The organism is Belnapia moabensis DSM 16746 (genome assembly GCF_000745835.1).
Lineage (GTDB): Bacteria > Pseudomonadota > Alphaproteobacteria > Acetobacterales > Acetobacteraceae > Belnapia > Belnapia moabensis.
In genome coordinates, this window is the sequence record NZ_JQKB01000048.1 from 16,984 (window position 1) to 40,632 (window position 23,649).

Genomic DNA, 23,649 nt, shown 5'->3' on the forward strand with positions numbered 1-23,649 from the left:
GCCGAGAGGCCCGATGGATGCATGGTGACGCCCCGCACCGATCGCAGACATAAAGATATCCTTATGTCTCGTCGGAAATCCCTGGCCAGCGCCGGCCGCCCATGCTACGCGCCCCGCCGAACAGACCTGATCTCGAGGAAAGCGCAAATGGCCGACAGCATCGTGAAGGATCTCAGCCTGGCTGATTGGGGCCGGAAGGAGATCGCCATGGCCGAGGACGAGATGCCCGGCCTGATGGCCGTCCGGCGCGAATACGGCTCGTCCCAGCCGTTGAAGGACGCTCGCATCGCCGGCTGCCTGCACATGACGATCCAGACCGCCGTGCTGATCGAGACGCTGAAGGCCCTAGGCGCCGATGTCCGCTGGTCCTCCTGCAACATCTTTTCGACCCAGGACCATGCCGCGGCCGCCATCGCCGCCGCCGGCACTCCCGTTTTCGCGGTGAAGGGCGAGACCCTGCCGGAATACTGGTCCTACGTGCAGAAGACGCTCGAATGGGCCGATGGCGGCGAGCCGAACATGCTGCTCGACGACGGCGGCGACATGACCCTCCTCGTCCATTACGGCCTGCGCGCCGAGCAGGGCGATGTCGCCTTCCTCGACAAGGCGACCAATGAGGAGGAGGAGGTCTTCTTCGCCCTCATCAAGGACTGCCTGAAGACCAAGCCAGGCTGGTTCGCCAAGCTGGCGGCCAGCATCAAGGGCGTCTCCGAGGAGACAACCACGGGCGTGCACCGGCTCTACATCATGGCGAAGGAAGGCAAGCTGCTCTTCCCCGCCATCAACGTGAACGACAGCGTCACCAAGTCGAAATTCGACAACCTCTACGGCTGCCGTGAATCGCTGGTGGATGGCATCCGCCGCGGCACCGACGTGATGATGTCCGGCAAGGTGGCGATGGTCGCGGGCTTCGGCGATGTCGGCAAGGGCTCGGCCGCCTCGCTGCGTAATGCCGGCTGCCGCGTCATGGTCTCCGAGGCGGACCCGATCTGCGCGCTCCAGGCCGCGATGGAGGGCTACGAGGTGGTGACGATGGAGGATGCCGCGCCGCGCGCCGACATCTTCGTCACCGCCACCGGCAATGTGGACGTCATCACCATCGACCACATGCGGGCGATGAAGCACCGCGCCATCGTCTGCAACATCGGCCACTTCGACAGCGAGATCCAGGTCGCCGCGCTGAAGAACTTGAAGTGGCAGAACGTGAAGCCTCAGGTGGACGAGGTCGAGTTCCCGGACGGCAAGCGCATCATCCTGCTCTCCGAGGGCCGTCTCGTGAATCTCGGCAACGCCACCGGCCATCCGAGCTTCGTGATGTCAGCCAGCTTTACCAACCAGACGCTCGCGCAGATCGAGCTCTGGGCGAACCCGGGCAAGTACGAGAAGAAGGTCTACGTCCTGCCGAAGCACCTCGACGAGAAGGTGGCCGCGCTGCATCTCGAGAAGGTCGGCGCCAAGCTGACCAAGCTCTCGGCGCAGCAGGCTGCCTATATCGGCGTGCCGGAGCAGGGCCCGTTCAAGGCCGAGCAGTACCGCTACTGAGGCTTCCACACGGCGCCCTCCGTTGATCGTCTCGTGGCCAAAGCCACGAGACGTCACCTGGGCGGCGCTTGCGGGATCATGCGGCGGGGCCATCTCCGGCGCCGCATGATCCTCTCCACTCTCGCACTCCTCAGCCTCGCCCTGCTGCTCGGCGGCATGGTGTTCTTCGCCGCCGTGGTGGCTCCGCTGGTCTTCACCCGGCTGCCGCCCGAATGGGCAGGGCGTTTCATCCGCCAGCTCTTTCCGCGCTACTACCTCTGGCTGATCGGCACCGCGGGTGTCGCCGCCCTGGCCCTCACTCCCGTACGGCCGACCGATGCCCTGGCTATGGCGGTCGTGGCGGCGCTGACGCTTTGGCTCCGTCAGGGGCTTATGCCCCGCATCAACCGCCTGTCGGACGCTGCCCAGGCCGGGGATGCGATGGCCAAGCCCCGCTTCGATCGCGTCCATCGGCTCTCGGTTCTGCTGAACCTGGCCCAGATGCTGGCCGCGTCTGTGGTGCTGCTGCGCAGCTTCCACCTCGGGTTATAGCAAATATGTATAAATTGTCTCCTTTTTGGTGCGCGACCTTGTGATGCGCCTCACTATAACGCGAGTGGCTGCGAGTGGTCTTCGCGGGGAAGTTTAACGCCGCACCGCAATATGGACCCACGCGATGGCCGTCTTTCGCCTTCAGCCCTGCCCGCCCAACCTGGACGACCCAGCCTGGACCATGAGTTGGCATCGCAAGCCTTGTTATGTAGTCGCGGAAACCGCCGAGCAGGCGCGGCTGTTCGCTGGCTGTGCCTTTACTGTCCCGCTGCGCTCCGCCGCGGAACTTGCTACGGGCTTGCCGTTGCCCTGGTCCAACCCGAGCCTTGTCGAAGCCTGGTGCCTGACGCATATCGCCGACTTCGGCCTGCCCGGCTCCGTGAGTGTCGGGGCCCTGCCACAACCTGAACGTGTGGAATCCGCTGCCGCCTGACATCAGTTCCGGCGAAGCGCCACCAGCGCCGCCATCGCCGTCGTAAAAGCCGGCACCGCCAGCGCATCCTGCCCCATATGCGCTTCCAGCCAGGCGCCGGTGGCGGCACCAATAACCAGAGATGCCCAGACCGCCAGCTGCACCAGCCAAGCCCCATGCCGCCCGACCCCGGCCAGCGACGCCACCAGCGCATCGGCGAAGCGGGTGAGCGAACCGGTGACGAAGGTAATCCCGCCTACGCCCGGCAAAGCGAGGTTCAAGGCCCCCATGGCCGGCACCACCGCGAAGGCCATCGGCGGCAGCCCCATCACCGCCGCACCGGTCGAGGGTAGCCGCCAGCCGCATCCCAACAGCGCCGCCACCACCGCCAGCACCACGGCCGCCCGCCACGGTCCGGCGAGGCGCGCGAGCGCCGCCCCCACCACCGCGCCGGCCACGAAGAGCGCCACCGTCAGGGCCAGCGCCATCGCGCGGTCCGGCCGGCCCTCCGCCACCGCCAGGCCAAGCAGCGTGCTCGTCCCGCTCATGAAGCTGACGAAGAGTTCCTGGAGGCGGAGCCAGCCGATCGCATCCACGCAACCGCCAAGCGCAACCAGCGGCACGGCCAGCCAGGACCGCCGGAGCCCACCCTCGTCCGCCATGTGTCCCTCATCCCATGCAGGAACAAACTCCGCCCAGATGGGATCACCTGATCGGAGTAATTTGCTCAACCAAACAGCAGGCCAGAGCGGGGTTCGTGAGCCAGTGTGAACGGACCCCGTTCTAGGGTATTGCCTCGGAGCGCCGTTCGGGCTTTTCCATGCGCCGCATCGCACGGGCCGGACGCAAGGTTCGGTCCTTTCCGGGAGGAATTGCCACCGATGAACCGCCGCCTGATCCTGGGCGCCGCCGCCCTCGCCACGCCCGCCGCCCTGGCAGCCCCTGCCCTGGCCCAGTCTGCGCCTGAGGTGAATTGGCGCATCTCCTCAGCCTTCCCGCGCAATCTCGACGTCCTCTTCGGCACCGGCGAGACCATCACCAGGCGCGTCGGCCAGCTGACCGACAACCGCTTCCGCATCCGCTTCTTCCCTGCCGGCGAGGTCGTGCCCGGCCCGCAGGTTCTGGACGCGGTGCAGTCCGGCTCGCTCGAAGGCGGCCATGCGCCGCTCTACTACTTCGCGGGCAAGGACCCGTCGCTGAGCTTTTTCACCGGCGTGCCCTTCGGCCTGAACGCGCGGCAGAACCTGGCCTGGCTACAGTATGGCGGCGGCCAGGCGCTGTGCGACGAGCTGTTGGCCGAGTTCAACTGCGTCGGCTTCCCGGCCGGTGACACCGGCGCGCAGATGGGCGGCTGGTTCCGCAACGAGGTGAAGAGCCTCGCTGAGCTGAAGGGGCTGAAATTCCGCACTCCGGGCTTGAACGGCCAGCTCTTCGCCCGGCTCGGCGCCGTGCCGCAGGCGATCGCCCCGGCCGACATCTATCCCTCGCTCGAGCGCGGCGCGCTGGACGCGGTGGAGTTCGTCGGCCCGCATGACGACGAGAAGCTCGGCTTCGTCCGCGTCGCCCGCTACTACTACTATCCGGGCTTCTGGGAGGCCGGCGCGCATCTGCACCTGATCATCAACAAGGATGCGATAGCGAAGCTGCCGGACAGCTACAAGGCCGCGCTGGAGGTCGCCTGCGGCGAGGCGAATGCCAACATGCTCGCCCAGTACGACCACCTGAATCCGCAGGCGCTGCGCCGCCTGGTCGCCGCCGGCGCCCAGCTTCGCCCCTGGCCGCGCGAGATCCTGCAGGCCGCCTGGACCGAGGCGAACGCGATGTATGACGAGCTCTCCAGCCGGAGCGAGCGCTTCAAGAAGATCTGGACCGCCTACCGCGCCTACCGGCAGGAGGAGTACCAGTGGTTCCGCATCGCCGAGAGCAGCTTCGACAACTTCGCCTTCCCGGCGGCGGCGCAGCGCTGAACGGATGAGGGGGACGTTGTCCCCCTCAAGCTCCCCCAACCAAGGGCCGAAAGGCCCTTGGAACCCTCGAGTTGGCGCCGGCGGGTTTCAGGCGCCGGTCATGATCTTGCGATAGGCCTGCTGGTCGGCCTGCATGCGGCGGAACACCGCATACTTGGCCTCGTGATACCGCCGCGTCGCCGGATCGGGCGTGATCACCTCGCCCGCCCGGCCCATCGCCGCCATCGCCGCCGGCAGGCCGGGATGCAGCCCGGCCGCCACCGCCCCCAGCATCGCGGCACCCAGTAGCACCGCCTCCGGCTCCTCCGGCAGCACGATGCGGCAGCCGCTGGCATCCGCATGCTCGCGCAGGAAGACCGGGTTCTTGGTGCCCCCACCGCTGGCCAGCAGCGTGTCGATCGCATAACCCTCGGCATCCAGCGCCTCGACGATATGCCGCGTCCCGTAGGCGATGGCCTGGATGGTGGCGAGGTAGAGCCGCGCCAGGTCATCGACAGTCGCCGACAGCGCAAGCCCCGAGACCATCCCCCGCATCCTCGCATCCGCCAGCGGCGAGCGGTTGCCATGGAAGTCCGGCAGCAGGTGCAGCCCCTCGGTCAGCAGCGCCGGAAAGGCGAGCGGCGCGGCCAACGCCTCGATCCGTGCATTCAGCCGCGCATAGACCGTCCCGCCCGCCTGCCGCGCCTCCTCCGCCAGCTCCGGATAGGTGGCATGGCTGGTGATGACATGGTCGATCAGCGCGCCCGTCGCCGACTGCCCGCCCTCGTTCAGCCAGAGCCCCGGCTGCATCGCCGAGTAGTACGGCCCCCACACCCCCGGCACGAAGCGCGGCTCGGCCGACACGGCCATGTGGCAGCTCGACGTGCCGCCGATCAGCGCCAGCCGATGGCGCAGCGCCTCCGCATCCGGTGCCCTGCCGTCGAGCGCCGCGCCGATGGTGCCGAGCCCGCCGGCATGCGCATCGATCGCCGAAGCCCCGACCGCGATGCCCGCCGGCAACCCAAGCTCCGCCGCCGCCTCCGCCCTTAGCCCGCCGGGGATCGCCTGCCCGACCGGCAGGATCTCCGTCCCGATCCGCCGGAACCCCTCCTCCGCCAGCTCCCCGAGCCCGACGGCGCGGAAGAACCCCTCGTCCCACCGCCCCTCCTGCCCGAGATAGGTCCACTTGCAGACAGTGGAGCAGAGCGACCGCGCCGTGCTGCCGGTGGCCCGCCAGGTGAGGAAATCCGGCAGATCGAGGAACAGCGCCGCCCTCGCCCAGGCCGCCGGCAGGTGCCGCTTCAGCCAGAGCAGCTTCGGCACCTGCATCTCGAGCGAGATGCGCCCGCCGACAAAGCGCAGCACGTCATGCCCGCCGGCATTGATGGCCTCCGCCTCCGCCGCCGCGCGATGGTCCATCCAGACGATGACATCCTGCTCCGCCGCCCCGTCCGGGCTGACGGAAACCGGCTCGCCCGCCGCATCCAACGCGACCAGCGAGCAGGTGGCGTCGAAGCCGATGCCCCGCACCCGCGCCGGATCGAGCCCCACCATCGCCCCACGCACGGCGGCGCAGACGGCGGCCCAGATATCCGCCGAGGATTGCTGCGCGAACTCCGCCCGTGGCTTCCACAGGCGGATTGCCTGGCTCGCCTGCCCGAGCATCCCGCCCGCCGCGGTGAAGGCCCCCGCCCGCGCGCTGCCCGTCCCCACATCCACGCCGATGACGATGTCCTGCATGCCGGCCTCGCCTGCTGCTTCGGGTTAGAGCAAACCCCGGACGGGTGGACACACCCGGAAGGGGTAATTTGCTCGCTCAAACAATGAATTAGAGCCGTCTCCGCGAGCGGGGACGGCTCTAGTCTGCCTCGTCCACCCTGATCCCGGCGCGGCGCAGCGGCGCGGCAGCCCCGGGGTCGGCGAGCGGGCTGGTCACAATGCGGTCAAAGGCGGTGGCGGCGGCGAAATGCGCTGGCTTTAACCGCCCCAGCTTGCTCGCATCCACCACCAGGATGGACTGCGCCGCGGCGGCCATGGCGGCCTGCTTCACCGGCACCTCGTTGAAATTGGTGCAGGTGACGCCCGCCTCCGCATCCACCCCGCCGGCCGAAAGGAAGGCCTTGTTGATGCGGATGCGTCGGAGGCTGGCCAGCGCCTCGTTCGAGGCGAAGGTCGCCGAGGCCGGGTGGAACAGCCCGCCGAGTAGGATGAGCTGCGTCCGCTGCCTTCGGCTGAGCAACGTGGCGATGTTGAGCGCATAGCAGAGGACAGTGAGGAAGATGCCCGGCCGCAGCGCCTCCACCAGATGCGGCATGGTGGTGCCGCAATCGACGAAGAGCGTATCGCCCTCGTCCACGAGCGCCGCCGCATGCCGCGCCGCCTGCCGCTTGGCGGCGAGGTGGCTCGCCTCCTCCCGCTCCAGCGCATATCCCTGGCCGGCCCCGAGCGGCACCACATGCCCGCCGAGCAGGCTGATGCCGAGCCCCGGCCGCGCCAGATCCCGCCTCAGGGTCATGGAGGAAACGCCGAGCGCCGCCGCCGCCGCCTCCAATCGCACCGGGCCCTCCGCCGCGACCATCGCCTGCAACCGCCCGAGCCGGGCGCCATGCCGCGCGCTAGCCGTCATGGCCGCTCCCAGGTTGGTGTGCTTGACGCCCGGATCATCAATGTTAGAACAATAACACGCGTTAAAATTTTAACAAGCACCGAGGACGCCCCGCCGCATGACCCAGGCCGCGATCGCGCTGGCGCCGCTGATCGACCACACCCTGCTGAAGCCGGAGGCGAGCGAGGCGGAGCTGCGCCGCTACTGCGCCGAGGCCCGCGAGCACGGCTTCGCCTCGGTCTGCGTGAACCCCGTCCACGTCCCGCTGGTTGCCGGCCTCCTGCGCGGCAGCGGGGTGCGCACCTGCTCCGTCGTCGCCTTCCCCCTCGGCGCGACGACGCCCGCCGACAAGGCGGCCGAAACGGCCAATGCCGTCCGCAACGGCGCCGACGAGATCGACATGGTCATCGCCATCGGCGCGCTCCGCGAGGGCCGGGCGGATGCGGTCCGCGAGGACATCGCCGCCGTCCGCGCCGCCTGCCCCGGTCGCGTGCTGAAGGTCATCATCGAGACCTGCCTGCTCGACGACGCGCAGAAGCGCCTCGCCTGCCGCTTGGCCGCCGAAGCGGGCGCCGATTTCGTCAAGACCTCGACCGGCTTCTCCACCGGCGGCGCGACCACCGCCGATGTGGCGCTGATGCACGAGGCGGTGGGCCAAGCGCTGGGGGTGAAGGCCTCCGGCGGAATCCGGACCCGCGCCGCGGCGGAGGCGATGATCGCCGCCGGCGCCACGCGGATCGGCGCCAGTTCCGGCGTCGCGCTGGTCACCGGCGCGCCGGCCGGCAGCGGCTACTGAGACGGACAGACAGGGAGAGACACCAATGACCGGAGTCGAAAGGCGTGGCCTCGGCGCCCTCGCGGCGAGCGGGCTGATGGCGGCAACCCTCGGCCGCCCGGCCTGGGCCCAGAGCTCGGCGGTGGATGCGAGCAAGGTCTCGAAGGACATCAGCGCCCGCGCGACGAAGAAGTACAGCATCGCCACCGTGGTGAAGGTGGACGGCATCGCCTGGTTCGACCGCATGCGCGTCGGCGTGAAGCAGTTCGGCGCCGACCAGGGCCACGACACCTGGATGGTCGGCCCGAGCGCCGCCGACGCCGCGGCCCAGGTCCAGCTCGTCGAGGGCCTGATCGCGCAGGGCGTGGACGCCATCTGCATCGTCCCCTTCTCGGTCGAGGCGGTGGAGCCGGTGCTGCGGAAGGCGCGGCGCCAGGGCATCACCGTCATCTCGCACGAGGCCTCGGGCCTCGAGAACATCGACTACGACATCGAGGCCTTCGACAACCACGCCTATGGCGCCAAGCTGATGGAGGTCCTGGCGCGCGACATGGGCGGCGAGGGCAAGTATGTCGCCACCGTCGGCAGCCTCACCTCGCAGTCGCAGAACGAGTGGATCGACGGCGCCGTCGCCTACCAGAAGCAGCACTTCCCGAAGATGCAGGAGGTGACGCGGCGCATCGAGACCTATGACGACGCGACCACCGACTACAACAAGCTGAAGGAAGTCCTCACCGCCTACCCCGACCTGAAGGGCATCCTCGGCGCACCGATGCCGACCTCGGCGGGCGCCGGCCGGCTGATCGCCGAGCGCAAGCTGGCGGGCAAGCTGTTCTTCTCCGGCACGGGCCTCGTCTCCGTCGCCGGGCAGTATCTCCGCAACGGCGACATCAACTACATCCAGTTCTGGGACCCGGCAGCGGCCGGCTACGCCATGAACATCCTCGCCGTCATGGCGCTGGCGAAGAAGCCGGTGAAGGCCGGCCTCGACCTCGGCCTCGCCGGCTACAACAGCCTGCAGGCGCCGGACCCGAAGCGGCCGAACATCCTCGTCGGCCAGGGCTGGGTCGGCGTGACCAAGGACAACATGGCCCAGTACAACTTCTAGCCTGATGACCGCCCCGCTCATCGAATTGCGCCATGTCGGCAAGAGCTTCGCCGCCGTGCGCGCCCTCGAGGACGTGTCGCTCTCGATCGGGCGGGGCGAAATCCATTGCCTGGCCGGGGAGAACGGCTCCGGCAAGTCGACGCTCATCAAGGTCATCTCGGGCGTCTGGCAGCCCGACCAGGGCGAGTTGCTGATCGACGGGCAGCGCATCGAAAGCATGACTCCGCGCGCCGCCATCACCCATGGCGTGCAGGTGATCTACCAGGACTTCTCCCTGTTCGGGAACCTCTCGGTCGCCGAGAACCTCGCCCTCAGCAGCGAACTACAGGAAGGCCGCAAGCTCGTCTCCTGGCGCCGCGTACGCGAGATCGCCCGCCGCGCCATCGACCGCCTCGGCGTCGACCTGCCGCTCGATGCGCTGGTTGAGACACTGCCGACCTCCGGCAAGCAGCTCGTCGCCATCGCCCGCGCCCTGATGTCGGACCCGCGCCTGCTCATTATGGACGAGCCGACCACGGCGCTGACGGGGCGCGAGGTCGCGGCGCTGTTCCGCGTGGTGCGCGACATCCAGTCGAGGGGCATCGCCGTGCTCTTCGTCAGCCACAAGATGCGCGAGATGCTGGAGATCAGCGAGCGCCTCACCGTCATCCGCAGCGGCCGCGTCGTCGCCGCCGGCCCGATCTCGGAATTCGACGAAGCCGCCATCACCCGCGCGATGACCGGCCAGGAGATCGCCGCCGAGGGCTACCGCTGGAAGCCCTCCCCCAACGCCGCCCCGCTGCTGGAGGTCGAGAACCTCACCATCCCCGGCCAGCTCGAGGACGTCTCCCTCCGCATCCTCCCCGGCGAGATCGTCGGCGTCTCCGGCCTGCTCGGCTCCGGCCGGACGGAACTCGCCCTCGCCCTCTTCGGCATGCAGCCGGGCTACACGGGTCGCATCCGCATCGCCGGCCAGGAGGTGCGGCTGGACAGCGTGCAGCACGCCATCGAGCACGGCATCGCCTATGTCCCGGAGGACCGGCTGACCGAGGGTCTCTTCCTCGCCCAGACCATCGACCGCAACATGCTGGCGACCTCGCTCGGCCGGCTGAGCCGCGCCGGCGTCGTGCAGTCCGGCCGCGCCGCCCGCGACGCCGCCGGCATGATCCGCGAGATGGCCATCGCCACCCCGACCGGCGACCGCCCCGTCACCCAATTGTCGGGCGGCAACCAGCAGCGCGTGGTGATCGGCCGCTGGCTGCTCAACGACCCGCGCCTGCTGATCCTGAACGGCCCCACCGTCGGCGTCGATGTCGGCTCCAAATCCGGCATCCACCGCAAGATTCGCGAGCTCGCCCGCGCCCGCGGCTTGGGAGTGCTGATGATCTCCGACGACCTCCCCGAGCTGGTCGAGAACTGCAACCGCATCCTGGTGCTGCACCGCGGCCGCTTGGTCTCCGACACGCCCGTCGAGGCGACGAGCGAGACCGCCCTCGGCGAGCAGCTGGCGGCCCTGGCATGAGCGGCATCGCCAACGCCTTCCGCCGCCATCCGGAGCTGATGGTCGCCGCGGTGCTGGTGCTGACGGTCGTCACCATCGGCCTCGTCAACCCGGTCTTCTGGCAGCCCTCCAACCTCTTCAGCCTGCTGCGGGCGAGCGTCGTCACCGGCATCCTCGGCCTCGCCGTGCTGCTGGTGATGCTGTCGGGGGGCATCGACGTCTCCTTCCCCGCCTTCGCCATCGCCGCCATGTACCTGACGGTGAAGGCGATGATCGCCTGGGGGTTCGACAGCATCCTCCCGGCCTTCGCCATGGCGACCGGCATCGGCCTCCTGCTCGGCCTGGTGAACGCGGTCTTCGTCCACTACCTGCGGATGATCCCGCTGATCGTGACGCTCGGCACCGGCACGGCGGTGCGCGGCTTCATCCTCGGCGTGGTCGGCACCAGCCAGATCAACATCGACCAGATGCCGCCGAAGCTGATTGACTTCGCCCGCACCCAGCTCTTCAGCGTGACCCAGGCGGATGGCAGCCAGGCCGGCCTCTCCGCCATGGTCCTGGTCTATGCCGTCGTCGCCCTGCTGATCCACCTGCTGCTCCGCCACACCATGCTCGGCCGCGGCATCTACGCCCTGGGCGGCGGCGAGGAGGCGGCGCGACGCGTCGGCTTCAACATCCGCCAGACCACCTTCCTGATCTACGGCCTCGCCGGCGCCATCGCCGGCTTCGCCGGGTTGCTGCACGGGGCGATGATCTGGACGGCCAACCCCCGCGACATGGTGGGCCTCGAGCTCGACGTGATCGCGGCGGTGGTGCTCGGCGGCGCCAGCATCTTCGGCGGGCGCGGCACGGTCATCGGCACCATCCTCGGCGGGCTGACGCTGGTGGTCATCACCAACAGCCTCATCATCCTCGGGATCGACACCACTTGGCAGCGCGTGGTGGTCGGGCTGATCGTCATCGCAGCGACGGCGGCGACCGCTTGGCGCGACCGCAAGCGCATCGCCTGAGGGGAGAGCTGCATGACCGCCATCGCCCAGCGCCTCCGCCGCATTGACACCAACCTGCTGCAGCTCGCCCTGCTGACGCTGCTGATCTTTGGGGGCATGGCGGCGCTCAACCCGGAGCGCTTCCTCCGCCCCTATGTCTTCGAGTCGATCACCTTCGTCGCCCCGGAACTCGGCCTGCTGGCCATCGCTATGATGGTGGCGATGCTGACGGGGGGGATCGACCTCTCCGTCATCGGCATCGCCAACCTTTCCTGCATCCTGGCCGGGCTCTTCTTCCACGCCGTCGGCGCCCCGCGCGGCCCGGAACTCGCCAACCTGTCCTGGCCGCTGGTGACGGCGGGCATCGGCCTCGCCCTCGGCACCGGCCTGCTGGCCGGGGCGATCAACGGCCTCCTCATCACCCGGCTCCGCGTCACGCCGATCCTCGCCACCATCGGCACCGGCCAGGTCTTCACCGGCATCTGCCTCGTGCTCACCGGCGGCCCGGCGGTGGTCGGCTTCCCGAAGCGCTGGGGTTTGATCGGCAACGGCACTGCCTTCGGCATCGCCGTGCCGCTGATCGTCTTCCTCGCCGTCGCGGCGCTCGTGTGGTTCATGCTGGCGCGCACCGCCTTCGGCATCAACCTCGCGCTGATCGGCACCAATGCCCGCGCCGCCGCCTTCGCCGGGCTGCGCACGGGGCGAACGGTCTTCCTCTCCTACGTCCTGACCGGCGGGCTGGCGAGCATCGCCGGCATCTTGCTCTCCGGCCGAACCAATGCGGCGAAGTCCGACTACGGCGTCTCCTACCTGCTCCAGGCCGTGCTGATCGCCGTGCTCGCCGGCACCAACCCGGCCGGCGGCCGCGCCAGCGTGCCCGGCATCGTGCTGGCGCTGGCGGCGCTGATGCTGCTCTCCTCCGGCCTGCAGATCATGCGGTTCAGCAATTTCCTGGTGGACCTGATCTGGGGCGGCTTCCTGCTGCTCTCCATCGCGCTCGCTGCCTGGCGCAACCGGACCCGCTGAGCATGACCGCGACGATCCCCCTGCACGAGGCCCTGGCTGGCGAGGCGGAGCGCCGCATCCTCACCGCCGGCGAGTTCTCGGCCAGCCTCTTCCGCTTCCACACTGGCATCGCGGCGCTCCGCCTGCGCAACGCCCGCGGCGAGGTGGTGGTGCTGCCCTGGATGGGCGGGATCATCTGGTCCGCCCGCTTCGACGGCGTGCAGCTTGCGATGCAGAGCGGCTTCGACGCCCCGCGCCCGGCCCGAACCATCGCCGAGACCTATGGCTGCTTCGCCTTCCACAGCGGCCTCCTGCGCAACGGCGTCCCCGGCCCCGAGGACGACCACGCCCCTCACGGCGAATTCCCCTGCGCGCCGATGGACCGCGCCTGGCTCGAACTCGGCGAGGAGGAGGGCGAGCTCTTCCTGCGCGTCGTCAGCCTCCGCGACCACGTCATGGGCTTCGGCCCCCACTATCTCGCCCAGCCCTCGGTCACGCTCCGCCCCAGCGCCACGCTCTTCGAAATCGGCATGGCTGCGCGCAACCTGTCGGGCAAGCCGATGGAGCTGATGTACATGGCGCACATTAACTTCACCTTCGTTCCCGGCGGCCGCTGCGTGCAGCCTGCCCCCTTCACGCCCGAGCGGACGGCCGTGCGCCGCGCCGTCCCCGCCCATGTCACGCCCAACCCGGCCTACCTCGCCCTGATCGCCTCCCTCGCCGCCGACCCCTCCCGCATGGCAACGCTCGGCGAGCCCGCGCTCTACGACCCGGAGCAGGTCTTCTACCTGCACGGCCTCGGCACCGACGCCCGCGGCGAGACGCATCTGATGCTAGCCCGGCCGGAGGGCGACGGCTTCGGCATGTCCTACGCCCCCGCCGCCTTCCCGCAGACCGTTCGTTGGATTCTCAACGACCCCGACCAGAAGGTCGCCGCCTTCGCCCTGCCCTCTACCTGCCAGCCCGAGGGCTACGCGGCCGAGAAGCGCAAGGGCCATGTGCGCCTGCTGGCGCCGGGCGAGGAGGCGCGCTTCGCCGTCCGCACCGGCTACCTGGACCACGCCGCGACAGCGCGGATGGACAGCCTCATCGCCTCCCTCCCGCAGGACCCATCGCCATGAGCGCACGCATCGGGGTTGTCGGCAGCAACATGGTCGACCTCGTGACCTACACGGCGCGGATGCCGGAGGCCGGGGAGACGCTGGAAGCCCAGTCCTTCGCCATGGGCCATGGCGGCAAGGGCGCCAACCAGGCGGTGGCGGCCGCGAAGCTCGGCGCCGATGTGCTGCTCGTCAGCCGGGTCGGCGACGACCTCTTCGGCGGCAACACCATCCGCAATTTCGAGGCGCTCGGCATCGACACCCGCCATGTCCGCGCCGTGCCGGGCACGCCGAGCGGCGTCGCGCCCATCTTCGTCGATCCCACGGGCGAGAACCGCATCCTCATCGTCAAGGGCGCCAACGACCACCTGCTCCCCGCCGATGTCGATGCCGCGGCGGACGACCTGCGCCGCTGCGGCCTGATCCTCCTCCAGCTCGAAATCCCGCTGGAGACGATCTACCACACCATCGACTGGGCCGCGCGCGAGGGCATCGAGGTGCTGCTCAACCCGGCGCCCGCGACGCCCGGCCTCGCGCTCGACCGCATCCTCCCCGCCACCTTCCTCGTCCCCAACCAGACCGAGCTCGCCATCCTCACCGGCCAGCCGACCGCGACGCGCGCCGAGGCCGAGTCCGCCGCCCGCGGCCTCGTCGAACGCGGCCTGAAGGCGGTGATCGTCACCCTCGGCGGCGACGGCGCGTTGCTGGTCCGCCGCGAGGGCACTGCGCACGTCCCCGCCGTGCCGGTGACGCCGCTCGACACCACCGGCGCCGGCGACGCCTTCATCGGCGCCTTCGCCCAGGCCTATGCCGCCAGCCGCGACGTCGAGGCGGCGATGCGCCAGGGCGTCCGTTACGCTGCCGATTCAATCACCCGTCCCGGCACGCAGAAGGCCTTCGCCGATGCCGCCGGCTTCGCCGCTTTCTGCCGGGGGCTGGACCCGAACTGACGCCCGCTCAGGGCCGGTGCGTCCCGTGCCCGTGCCGGCCATGGCTGCCCATGGATCCATAGCCGCGCAGCTCCCCGTAGCGGCGGAGCTGGTCGGGCGTGAGCACCTCCATCATGGCGAGGTGATAGCGGAGATGCGCGGCCCGCAGCTGCCCTTGCGACCTTCCGACCGCGCCCGTCGCTGCCTCCAGGCTCGCGGGCTGCACCGTCCGGCTGGCGAACAGCTGCTCGAGCGCCGTTTCCTCGCGGATCAATTGCTCACCCAGCGGCACGGCCTCCGCCCTCATGGCCGCGAACAGGGCCTCGGTATGCGCCCGCTGCTCGGGGGTGAGGGCGAGTGCATCCGCATGATCGAGGACATGCATGGGGCCAGGGTAGCCATTCAGCTCGGCCGGCAGCGCCATCCCCATGCCGCGCCCGGCCCTCAGGTCCGACAGCTGCTGCTCCGAGAGCGCCTTGACCGGGCGGGCTTGCAACCCGGCATAGGGCTGATGGGCGGTCTGGGCGAAGGCCGGGCCAACAAGAAGGAGGGCGAGGCCCGCGGCGAGGCGGATCATGACGGGTCTCCGAGGTGAGGCCGTGATCCTCGGCGCGAACGCCCCCCCGGTTCAAGCGCAGTCGCGTGCTCGGCGGAGAGATCAATTACCCGGCAAGGTCGCCGGCCGGGCGGCGTCGAGCCAGGCGAGCAGCGCCTCCCGATAGACCGGCAGGCTCTTGTACCGCCCCATCTCCTCCGGCAGCGCCCGGACCGCCCCGGCCAGCCGCTTGGCGACGCCCGGCAGCGCCGCCACCCGGGTCAGGGGATAGCTATGGACGCGGATGGTGAAGAGCACCGCCCCGCTCTCCGGCAGCCGCCGGAAGGTCTGCCGCTCCGTCCGCAGGTGCAGCCGCTCCCCCGCATTTTCCGCGGTGAAGCTCGGGTCCCGCTCCCCCCGGTGCTTGCCCTCGAGCTGGAACAGCGCCGGGCTGTCCACCACCGACCAATTGACTCGCATGGCGACACGCCCTGCCTTGATCTGCCCCATGAACCGATCGACCGGCACCCCCAGCCGCTCGCCGTAGAAGGGCACGGCCGCATGCACCGCCATCAGCGGCCGGCCGACCTTCTCGGTGATCCGCCAGCGGGTCGGCGCGCAGAGCAGCCCCGCCTCCAGCACCGGCCCGCCCTCCGCTGGCCGGATGATGCAGAGATCCTCCTGCACCAGCCGCGCCGCCAGCTCCAGCGGGTCGAGGCCGTGGGCCGCGAGGTCCCACTCCTCCCCCGTCAGCCGGTTCCGCAGCTGGTGGCCTTCACGCTGGAACCAGGTAGGGAAGCGCGCCGGCAGATGCGCCGCGAGCAGCGCCAGCACCTCCGCCCGCGCCGCCTCGGAGCCGGGACAGGCCGCGAAGACATCTTCGTGCCGCGTCGCCAGCAGCTCCCACCGCTCCGCCATCTCCGCCGGGTAGCGCTCGTCGATCTCGATCCAGTCGGCCTCGGGGCAGGACACCAGCCCCATCGCCATGCGGAAGGGCCCGTCCTCGAAGGGCAGGTAGACCACTTCTCGCGGCAGTTCCGCGCCGTCCATGCCTCAACCTCCGGCGAGCACCCTGGCGCGGCAACTATCGCGCCCCCGCCGCCCCCGGTATAGCCGCCGCTTCCTTCCCGGAGCGCTTACTGCCCATGGACCTCGCCGCGATCCTCTCCGCCATCGCCATGGGCGTGCTGGAGGGGCTGACCGAATTCCTGCCGATCTCCTCGACCGGCCACCTGATCCTGCTCGGCTCGCTGATCGGCTTCGAGGGGCCGCCCGGCAAGGTCTTCGAGGTCGGCATCCAGCTCGGCGCCATCTGCGCGGTGATCTGGATCTACCGCGACCTGCTGCTGCGCCTGATCGGCGGCTTCTGGCGGTCGGGGCGGGAGCGCTACTACGTGGTCAACCTGATCCTCGCCTTCGTCCCCGCCGCCATCATCGGCGCGACGCTGCACAAGACGATCACCGAGAGCCTGTTCAACCCCTGGGTCGTCTCCTGCGCCCTGATCCTCGGCGGCATCGCCATCATCCTGATCGAGCGCGCCCGGCCCGCGCCCACGATCCACTCCGTGCCGGAGATCGGCCCGGTCTCCGCGCTGATCGTCGGCTTCGGCCAAGCGCTGGCGATGATCCCCGGCACCTCGCGCTCCGGCGCCACCATCATCACCGCGCTGCTGCTCGGCGTGGATCGCAAGGTGGCAGCCGAATTCAGTTTCGTCCTCGCCATCCCGACGATGCTCGCGGCCACCGCCTACAGCCTGCTGAAGGTCCGGCACGAGATCTCGGCCGATGGGCTGGGGCAGGTCGGCATCGGCTTCGCCACCGCCTTCGTCGTGGCGCTGCTCACGGTGCGCTGGGTTCTCGCCGTCATCGGCCGCATCGGCTTCACGCCTTTCGGCTGGTACCGCATCGCCCTCGGTGTGGTGATGCTTGCCTGGCTCGCCCTACATTAGAGCCGTTTCTGCTCAGCTGCGCTCGCGGAAACGGCTCCAGCTTGTCGTTTGATCGAGCAAACTATCCCCTGAGGGCTGCTTTAGCGGCCGCTTCCGGCGGCAGGCTGCGCGGGTGCCGGGGCGCCGGTGCCGCCCGCTGCCTGCAACACCTGCTGACGCAGCCCGGCGATGATCTGCACGGCCTTCTCCGCCGCCTGCATGCTGCCCTCGCCGCCCCCGCGCTGGGCGGTGACGACGCTGGAGAGCGTCTCCCGCAGCTCGCGGTCGGCGTTGCGGTAAGCCTCGTTCCCGGCGAAGCTCGTCGGCACGCGCTGCACGCTGTCCTGCGCCGCCCGCGCCTCCCGCATCAGCTCGATCCGGGACCCCGAGATGGCGCCGCCCTGGTGTTGGACAGGCGCATGAGAGGCCGCCTGCTCCGCCTGGCGCAGCCGGTTTTCGGCATCCTCCAGAATGCGCGCGTAGGAAGGGAGGTCAGGCGCCGCCGCTGCACCGGGTGCCACGCTCTGGCCCGCGGGCTGTGCCCAAGCACCATGCGTCATCCCGACCAGCATGGCCGCCGCCAGCAAAATCCTCATCCGCATGCCCGCCTCCTCACTTCTGCTGGGGCGAACGCGAGGCGCGGCGAGGAGGTTGCGCCTGGCAGGCGAGGCCGCCCAGGCTTCCTCCCGCCGGAGGCCAGAACTCGGCAAGGCTGCGGTAGGGGCCGCAGGTGCCAGTTACCACCGCATGGCTCGAGCGGGCGACGTGACGGCCGGACCAGGTTCCGCGCCACCTCGATCGGGAAACGTGCAGGGATTTCCGGACTGATGGCGCCTTACCATCGGGCATTGGGAGAGGGCCGAGCCATCGGCTGCGTAGCTTTGTTGCTCGTTCCTCCCCGCAGCCTCCAATGAGATCAGTCCATCCGGTCGGAGTTTGCTCGATCAGGCGAAAGGCTGAAGCTGGGTCCGGGAGCCAGTGCGTAGGGGAACCGCCTCAGGCGAGCACGCTCCCTGGATCGCAGTTGCCGCCGCAGACGAGGACGCCGACGCGAGCCCCCGCCGGCGCCGCCCAAGCACCGCAGAGCAGCGCGGCAAGCGCCGTCGCTCCGCCCGGCTCGGCCACCACCCGCGCCGCCTCCCAGAGCAGCCGCTGCGCCTGGCGAATCGCGCCGTCCGGCACCAGCACCGCCGCCTCCACCGCCGGCTGCGCCAGCGGGAACATCAGCGCCCCGACCTGCCGGGCGCCGAGGCTGTCCGCCGCCACGCCGCCGACTGGCGCCGGCACCGGCCGGCCCTCCCGGAGCGCCGTGGCGAGAGTCGGGCAGCCCTCCGGTTCCACGCTGACGAGCCGCGTCGCGCCCGTGCCGTACCAGCCGGCCATTCCGCCGATCAGCCCGCCGCCGCCGGTGGCCACCAGCACATGGGTGAGGCCGGGCGCATCCTCGTCGAATTCCAGGGCGACGGTTCCCTGTCCTTCCAGCACCGTCCGCTGGTCATAAGCATGGACGGTCAGCGCGCCCGTCTCCGTCGCGCGGGCCTCGCTCGCCTGGCGGGCCGCGTGATAGTCCGGGCCGCCCACTACCAGCTTGGCGCCGTAACCCTCGATCAGCGCCCGCTTCGCCGCGCCGGTGATCTCGGGGACGAAGATCTCCGCCGGCACGCCCAAGGCCCGCGCCGCATAGGCCACGGCCGCCCCATGGTTGCCACCCGAGGCGGCGATGACGCCAGCGGCCGGGATCGGGCTGGAGAGCAGCGTGTTGAAGGCGCCGCGCGGCTTGAAGCTGCCGCTCGCCTGCAGCAGCTCCAGCTTCAGCACCACATCATGCGGCAGGCCGAGATCGGGCCCGGCCAGCCGCAGCAGCGGCGTCCGCCGCAGATAGGAGGAGATGCGACGGGCGGCCGCGCTGATCGCGTCCCGGTCGAGGATAGGAGTGTCGTTCATGATGCGTCATCGGTGGCACGACCCATGATGCGGTGCAACCGACGGTGCCCTTGGAACGATCTCCGCTTTCTGCCAATGTGAACCCTCCATTGGATGGCGGCTATGATGCTGCTCCATGCCAGTTCCGTCGCCCGGGGAGAGGATGCCATCCTCCTCCTCGGTCCATCGGGGTCAGGAAAGTCCGATCTGGTGCTGCGCCTGATGCAATCGGGATGGTCCCTGGTCGCCGATGACCAGGTCGCGCTCCGGGCGGAGGCAGGCAAGTTGCGCCCGGATGCTCCTGCGCCCCTCGCCGGGCTGCTGGAGGTGCGCGGCCTCGGCCTGTTCGGCCCCTTCCCCCGCGCCGTTGCCCCGGTGCTTCGCCTCGTCGCCCGCCTGCTGCCCCGTACGGAAATCACCCGCCTGCCGGAGCCAGAAGACTGGTCGGCGGAAGGCGTGACCCTCCCCGCCATCCGCCTCCATGCCTTCGACGCCTCGGCCCCGGCCAAGCTGGCGCTGGCGCTGGATGCCGCCCTCGGCCATATCGCCCAGCCGGCCGGCGCCTTCGCCCAGGGTATGAAATGATGGCCGCGCGCCCGGTCGTTCTCGTCACGGGGCTGTCGGGCGCGGGCCGCGCTTCCATTCTCCGCCACCTGGAAGACCTCGGCTTCGAGACGGTGGACAACCCGCCGCTCGATCTGCTGGAGGAGCTGGTGGGCGATGGCGACCAACCGTTAGCCGCAGGCGTCGATACCAGGAGCCGCGGCTTCGACCCGGAGCAGGTGCTCCGCACCCTCTCCCGCCTCCGCCTGCGGCCCGACATCGCCGTCACCCTGGTCTATGCCACGGCGGAGGACGCCGTGTTGCTCCGCCGCTACAGCGAGACCCGGCGGCGCCACCCGCTGGCGCCCGGCGGCTCGCTCGGCAGCCGCGTCGCCGACGGCATCGCCCGCGAGCAGGCGCTGATGGCCCCGCTCCGCGATGCCGCTGACATGGTGGTCGACACCTCGGACCTGCCACTGCCCTCACTGCGCCAGACGATCGAGCGCCGCTTCCGCCGCGAGGGCGCGCCCGGCCTGCTCATCCACGTCCAGTCCTTCGCCTTTCCCCGCGGCCTGCCGCGCGAGGCGGATCTGGTCTTCGACGTGCGCTTCCTGCGCAACCCGCATTACGTGCCGGAGCTGAAGCCGCAGACCGGGCGGGACGCAGCCGTCGCCGCCTATGTCGAGGCGGACCCGGACTTTCCCGGCTTCTGGGGCCGGCTCGTTGGCTTCGTCGATCCGCTCTTGCCGCGCTACGTGGCCGAGGGCAAGAAGTACCTCACGGTCGCGCTGGGCTGCACCGGGGGCCGGCATCGCTCGGTCCTTGTTGCGGAGCGCCTGGCTGACCATCTCCGCATACTGGGCTGGCGCGCCGACGTGACGCATCGGGAACTCGATGAGGCGGCACGTGGTCCTGCTGCTTCGGAAGCCCGTTTAGGGGGTCGGGAGGCCCTTTCACCGTCCCCATGATCGGATTGGTCCTGGTTACCCATGGCCGGCTGGCCGACGAGCTCCGCCTCGCCATGGAACATGTGGTCGGGCCGCAGCGCGCGGTTGCGACTGTCTGCATCGGCCCCGACGACGACATGGAACGCCGCCGGCAGGATATCCGCGAGAGCATCGCGGCGGTCGAGCAGGGAGACGGCGTGGTGGTGCTCACCGACATCATGGGCGGCACCCCCTGCAACCTCGCCGTCTCGCTGGCCGACCACAGTCATGTCGAGGTCATCGCCGGGGTGAACCTCCCCCTGCTGGTGAAGCTCGCCAAGATCCGCTCGTCGGAACCCCTGGCCGAGGCGGTAGACCATGCCGCCGCCGCCGGCCGCAAATACATCGCCGCCGCCGGCGACATCCCGAACGGGATCGCCCGGGTCAACGGCAGCGCCAATGGGAATGGTGGAAGCAAGTCATGAGCCAGACCAGCAGCGAAGCCGCCACCGACAGCGCCTCGGGCGGCGAGGACCTGGTGCTGCGCCAATGCCTCACAATCCGCAACAGCCGTGGCCTGCATGCCCGTGCCGCCGCCAAGCTGGTGACGCTGGCCGAGCGCTATTCCGCCTGCCTCAGCGTCTCGCGCGACGGGCAGAAGGTGCCGGCCTGCTCCATCATGGGGCTGATGATGCTGGGCGCCGGCCAGGGCAGCAAGGTCACCATCGAGGCCGAGGGCTGGGACGCACGGGAGGCGCTGGACGCCGTCGCCGGCCTGGTCGAAGCCGGCTTCCATGAAGACTGAGCGGGGCGAAAAGTCCGAGGCGAAGCCGGCCGATATCCTCCGCAAGCCCGGCCCCCGCCGCGGCCGTGAGCATTCCATCCGCGGCATTCCGGTTTCCCCGGGCATTGCCATCGGCACCGTCTACGACACCACCGAGGTGCCGACCGAGGCGCCACGCCGCACCATAACGCCCGACCAAGCCGAGGCCGAGAAGGCCCGCCTGGCGGAAGCCGTCGCCCTTTCCCGCAAGCAACTCGCCAAGCTGAAGATGCGCCTCTCGGTCCTGCCCGAGGAAGCGCAGGAGGAGCTGGCGCCGCTGCTCGACGCCTATGTGCTGATGCTCGGCAATTCGCGGCTGCTGCGCGGCGCGCGCAAGCGGATCGAGACCGAGTTGCTGGCCGCCGAGACAGCGGTAGGGGATGAGGCGGAGGCGATCGCGGCCCTGATCCTCGCCGCCCGCGACGACGACAAGCCCGGCCTGCAGCGCCGCGCCGGCGAGGTGCGCGAGATCGCCCGTCGCCTGACGCGCAACCTGACCTCCACCCCGTTCCGCAGCCTGAAGGGCGTGCCCGAGGGCGCCATCCTCATCGCCGAGGAGCTGACCCCGGCCGATGCCGCGCTGCTGGACCCGACGCGTATCGCCGGTGTGGCAACGGATGAGGGCGGCGCCGACGGCCATACCGCCATCATGCTGCGCGCGCTCGGCATCCCCGCCATCCTCGGCGCGACCGGCCTCAGCGAGAGCGCCGAGCGCGGCGACATGGCTGTGCTCGACGGCGCTGCCGGCACCATTGTCCTTCGCCCCGGCGACAAGGCGACGGAGAAGGGCCGCGCCGCGCTGGCCGCCTTCGCCAAGGAGCGGTCGAAGCTGGCGAAGCTCCGCCGCCTCCCCGCCATCACCACCGATGGCGAGCATGTTGAGCTCCAGGCCAATCTCGAGATTCCCGCCGAGCTGCCGCTGATCGCCCAGGCCGGCGCCCAGGGCATCGGCCTGTTGCGCACCGAATTCCTCTTCATGAACCGCGAGGACCTCCCCGACGAGGAGGCCCAGCTCGCCGCCTATACCGTGGTGGTGGATGCAATGGGCGGCGACCCCGTCACCATCCGCGTGCTCGACTGGGGCGGCGAGAAGGACATGCAGGCGCTCAGCGAAGGCGTGGCGCCGACGCATTCCGGGCCTAACCCGGCGCTGGGGCTCCGCGGCCTCCGCCTGCTACTGAAGCGGCCGGAACTGCTGGAGGCACAATTCGCCGCCATCCTCCGCGTCTCCGAGCGCGGCAAGATCCGCATCCTGCTCCCGATGGTGACCAACCCCTCCGAGGTGCAGGCCGCGCGTGAGATTTATGAGCGCGTCGCCCGTCGCCTCCGCCGCAAGGGCGTGACGCTGCCGGAGAAGCTGCCCGAGCTCGGCGTGATGATCGAGACTCCGGGCGCTGCGCTGGCCGCCGATGCCATCGCGCTCGAGGCGGATTTCTTCGCCATCGGCACCAACGACCTCGCCATGTACACCTTGGCGGTGGACCGTGCCGAGGCCGAGGTCAGCCACCTCTACGACAGCCTGCATCCGGCGGTGCTGCGCCTCATGCAGTTCGCGACGGAAGCGGCGCTCCGCCTTCGCATGCCCGTCTCCGTCTGCGGCGAGATGGCCGGCAACCCGCGGCTGGTGCCGCTGCTGCTGGGCCTCGGCATCCGCTGCTTGTCGATGAATGCCAGCGCGATACCCCGCGTGAAGCAGGCGATCCGCGCCCTCGACATCGCCGATTGTGCCCGCTTCGCCCGGCGGGTGATGGAGCAATCCGACCCGGCCCGTATCCACGAGCTGGTGCTAAATTTTGGGACGGGAACGGACAAGGGCTGAGGGATGCCTTGCTCTGTTGCATGAGCCTCGCAACAGGGCAGGTTCCCTCCGGTAAGGTGAAGCCCGGAGTTCATGGCCGAGGCGGTCAGCCCCGCCGCTTGCTGGACAGCCTTTTCAATCCGGCATCCGGAGTACGTGCACGGTTTCTCGCCTATTAAAAAAGCTCTGGCGCCTTCCAAGGCCAGAGCCGACTCACGTGGAGTCGGCAAGCGGGCCAAATCGACTGACCCGCTTGCGACGTCTGTTCGCCCTCTACCAAGCGAAGCGAAGGCCACCTGTAATACCAACCGCCATGGTCACTGACTCGCATGTGATCCGCGGTTTGCGGCGGGCGTGATTCGCTGTCTCCCGGGGGTTCGATTCGGGAGGCTTGCGATGGCGGTGGTGATCACGCGGCAGGACTTGTCGGCGGATGCCCTGAGGCAGGCTGCAGCTCGCAGTCGGGTAGCGTCTACGGAGGTGGTGGAAAATCCGGCCTTGGCTGGGGTGTAGAGTTGGGGTGGCCATCGGACCTGGCGGCTAGGGTGGAGTTGCGACGCTCCCACCCCTGACCGGCCGAGGACCCGATGACCGAGGACAGACTGCCACTGGCTGACCTGCTGGCGAAAGCCGGGGATAGTGACTTTCTGCGCAGTGTCGCCGAGGCGGTGCTGCAGATGCTGATGGAGGCCGATGTGGAAGGCCTGATCGGGGCTGGGCGGCATGAGCGCACCGGCGAGCGGCTGACCTA

At 69.8% G+C, this 23,649-nt stretch carries 25 protein-coding genes; 18 read left to right on the forward strand and 7 right to left on the reverse strand.

Annotation, left to right across the window (positions count from 1 at the left end; genetic code table 11):
• Nucleotides 1–147: 147 nt before the first annotated feature.
• The 3 genes from ahcY (at nt 148) to EP26_RS21645 (ending at nt 2,506) form a co-directional block, all read left to right on the forward strand.
• Entirely contained in the window at nt 148–1,542 is a 1,395-nt protein-coding gene (gene ahcY, locus EP26_RS21635) for an adenosylhomocysteinase (RefSeq protein ID WP_043341770.1), read from the forward strand.
• A gap of 105 nt (nt 1,543–1,647) precedes the next feature.
• On the forward strand, nt 1,648–2,073 hold the full coding sequence (locus EP26_RS21640; protein WP_245624469.1) for a DUF4149 domain-containing protein: 426 nt from the start codon (nt 1,648–1,650) through the stop codon (nt 2,071–2,073).
• A gap of 124 nt (nt 2,074–2,197) precedes the next feature.
• Nucleotides 2,198–2,506 carry a hypothetical protein gene (locus EP26_RS21645; protein WP_043341772.1) on the forward strand — a complete coding sequence of 103 codons (309 nt, stop codon included), beginning with the start codon at nt 2,198–2,200 and terminating at the stop codon, nt 2,504–2,506.
• A 2-nt stretch (nt 2,507–2,508) separates the two neighbouring features.
• Here EP26_RS21645 and EP26_RS21650 read toward each other — a convergent pair whose 3' ends face one another.
• Nucleotides 2,509–3,147 carry a YoaK family protein gene (locus EP26_RS21650; RefSeq protein ID WP_052389493.1) on the reverse strand — a complete coding sequence of 213 codons (639 nt, stop codon included), beginning with the start codon at nt 3,145–3,147 and terminating at the stop codon, nt 2,509–2,511.
• Nucleotides 3,148–3,366: 219 nt separating this feature from the next.
• On the opposite strand from EP26_RS21650, the gene EP26_RS21655 reads away from it, so the two are divergent.
• The gene (locus EP26_RS21655) at nt 3,367–4,452 is read left to right on the forward strand and encodes a TRAP transporter substrate-binding protein (RefSeq protein WP_043341774.1); all 1,086 of its coding nucleotides are present in this window, start codon (nt 3,367–3,369) and stop codon (nt 4,450–4,452) included.
• 87 nt (nt 4,453–4,539) lie between these two features.
• On the opposite strand, the gene EP26_RS21660 is transcribed toward EP26_RS21655, so the two are convergent.
• Both EP26_RS21660 and EP26_RS21665 read right to left on the reverse strand, forming a co-directional pair.
• Nucleotides 4,540–6,171, reverse strand: coding sequence for an FGGY-family carbohydrate kinase (locus tag EP26_RS21660; RefSeq protein ID WP_043341777.1), 1,632 nt, complete (start codon nt 6,169–6,171; stop codon nt 4,540–4,542).
• A 118-nt stretch (nt 6,172–6,289) separates the two neighbouring features.
• Nucleotides 6,290–7,057, reverse strand: coding sequence for a DeoR/GlpR family DNA-binding transcription regulator (locus EP26_RS21665; protein ID WP_043341780.1), 768 nt, complete (start codon nt 7,055–7,057; stop codon nt 6,290–6,292).
• Nucleotides 7,058–7,154: 97 nt separating this feature from the next.
• Between EP26_RS21665 and deoC the strand changes: the two genes are divergently transcribed.
• From deoC to rbsK, 7 genes are read left to right on the forward strand one after another with little or no spacing between them, the layout of a single operon-like run.
• On the forward strand, nt 7,155–7,832 hold the full coding sequence (deoC, locus tag EP26_RS21670) for a deoxyribose-phosphate aldolase (RefSeq protein WP_043341784.1): 678 nt from the start codon (nt 7,155–7,157) through the stop codon (nt 7,830–7,832).
• A 25-nt stretch (nt 7,833–7,857) separates the two neighbouring features.
• The gene (locus EP26_RS21675) at nt 7,858–8,919 is read left to right on the forward strand and encodes an autoinducer 2 ABC transporter substrate-binding protein (protein WP_157033666.1); all 1,062 of its coding nucleotides are present in this window, start codon (nt 7,858–7,860) and stop codon (nt 8,917–8,919) included.
• A 4-nt stretch (nt 8,920–8,923) separates the two neighbouring features.
• The gene (locus EP26_RS21680) at nt 8,924–10,420 is read left to right on the forward strand and encodes a sugar ABC transporter ATP-binding protein (RefSeq protein WP_043341786.1); all 1,497 of its coding nucleotides are present in this window, start codon (nt 8,924–8,926) and stop codon (nt 10,418–10,420) included.
• Nucleotides 10,417–11,409 carry an ABC transporter permease gene (locus EP26_RS21685; protein ID WP_052389494.1) on the forward strand — a complete coding sequence of 331 codons (993 nt, stop codon included), beginning with the start codon at nt 10,417–10,419 and terminating at the stop codon, nt 11,407–11,409. Before EP26_RS21680 ends, EP26_RS21685 begins: the two co-directional genes overlap by 4 nt.
• A gap of 12 nt (nt 11,410–11,421) precedes the next feature.
• Complete coding sequence (locus tag EP26_RS21690) at nt 11,422–12,414, forward strand: ABC transporter permease (RefSeq protein WP_043341787.1); 993 nt, start codon at nt 11,422–11,424, stop codon at nt 12,412–12,414.
• A 2-nt stretch (nt 12,415–12,416) separates the two neighbouring features.
• A complete protein-coding gene (locus tag EP26_RS21695) occupies nt 12,417–13,514 on the forward strand; it encodes an aldose 1-epimerase family protein (RefSeq protein ID WP_052389495.1) in 1,098 nt (365 codons plus the stop codon).
• Nucleotides 13,511–14,443 (forward strand): ribokinase, encoded by a 933-nt coding sequence (gene rbsK / locus EP26_RS21700; RefSeq protein ID WP_043341788.1) that lies wholly within the window; start codon nt 13,511–13,513, stop codon nt 14,441–14,443. The genes EP26_RS21695 and rbsK overlap by 4 nt, the downstream gene beginning before the upstream one ends.
• Nucleotides 14,444–14,450: 7 nt before the next feature.
• Here the strand turns inward: rbsK and EP26_RS21705 are convergent, their stop codons facing one another.
• Nucleotides 14,451–14,999 (reverse strand): Spy/CpxP family protein refolding chaperone, encoded by a 549-nt coding sequence (locus tag EP26_RS21705; RefSeq protein ID WP_043341789.1) that lies wholly within the window; start codon nt 14,997–14,999, stop codon nt 14,451–14,453.
• An 81-nt stretch (nt 15,000–15,080) separates the two neighbouring features.
• A complete protein-coding gene (locus EP26_RS21710; RefSeq protein WP_043341790.1) occupies nt 15,081–16,007 on the reverse strand; it encodes a heme-dependent oxidative N-demethylase family protein in 927 nt (308 codons plus the stop codon).
• Between the two features lie 95 nt (nt 16,008–16,102).
• Here EP26_RS21710 and EP26_RS21715 point away from each other — a divergent pair, with 95 nt between their 5' ends.
• Nucleotides 16,103–16,906: an undecaprenyl-diphosphate phosphatase gene (locus EP26_RS21715; RefSeq protein WP_043341791.1), complete on the forward strand. Its 804-nt coding sequence runs from the start codon at nt 16,103–16,105 to the stop codon at nt 16,904–16,906.
• A gap of 80 nt (nt 16,907–16,986) precedes the next feature.
• Here the strand turns inward: EP26_RS21715 and EP26_RS21720 are convergent, their stop codons facing one another.
• Nucleotides 16,987–17,487: a hypothetical protein gene (locus tag EP26_RS21720; RefSeq protein ID WP_043341792.1), complete on the reverse strand. Its 501-nt coding sequence runs from the start codon at nt 17,485–17,487 to the stop codon at nt 16,987–16,989.
• A 394-nt stretch (nt 17,488–17,881) separates the two neighbouring features.
• Nucleotides 17,882–18,829 carry a threonine/serine dehydratase gene (locus EP26_RS21725; RefSeq protein ID WP_052389496.1) on the reverse strand — a complete coding sequence of 316 codons (948 nt, stop codon included), beginning with the start codon at nt 18,827–18,829 and terminating at the stop codon, nt 17,882–17,884.
• A 102-nt stretch (nt 18,830–18,931) separates the two neighbouring features.
• Here EP26_RS21725 and EP26_RS21730 point away from each other — a divergent pair, with 102 nt between their 5' ends.
• The 6 genes from EP26_RS21730 to EP26_RS35095 form a co-directional block, all read left to right on the forward strand.
• A complete protein-coding gene (locus EP26_RS21730) occupies nt 18,932–19,393 on the forward strand; it encodes an HPr kinase/phosphorylase (protein ID WP_211259508.1) in 462 nt (153 codons plus the stop codon).
• The gene (gene rapZ / locus EP26_RS21735) at nt 19,393–20,319 is read left to right on the forward strand and encodes an RNase adapter RapZ (protein ID WP_084112737.1); all 927 of its coding nucleotides are present in this window, start codon (nt 19,393–19,395) and stop codon (nt 20,317–20,319) included. Before EP26_RS21730 ends, rapZ begins: the two co-directional genes overlap by 1 nt.
• Complete coding sequence (locus tag EP26_RS21740) at nt 20,316–20,762, forward strand: PTS sugar transporter subunit IIA (RefSeq protein ID WP_052389498.1); 447 nt, start codon at nt 20,316–20,318, stop codon at nt 20,760–20,762. Before rapZ ends, EP26_RS21740 begins: the two co-directional genes overlap by 4 nt.
• Entirely contained in the window at nt 20,759–21,082 is a 324-nt protein-coding gene (locus EP26_RS21745) for an HPr family phosphocarrier protein (RefSeq protein WP_043341797.1), read from the forward strand. Before EP26_RS21740 ends, EP26_RS21745 begins: the two co-directional genes overlap by 4 nt.
• Entirely contained in the window at nt 21,072–22,919 is a 1,848-nt protein-coding gene (ptsP, locus tag EP26_RS21750) for a phosphoenolpyruvate--protein phosphotransferase (RefSeq protein WP_043341800.1), read from the forward strand. The genes EP26_RS21745 and ptsP overlap by 11 nt, the downstream gene beginning before the upstream one ends.
• A 566-nt stretch (nt 22,920–23,485) precedes the next feature.
• Nucleotides 23,486–23,649 (forward strand): transposase (locus EP26_RS35095; RefSeq protein WP_043341811.1); only part of this gene is annotated, 164 nt, incomplete at its 3' end.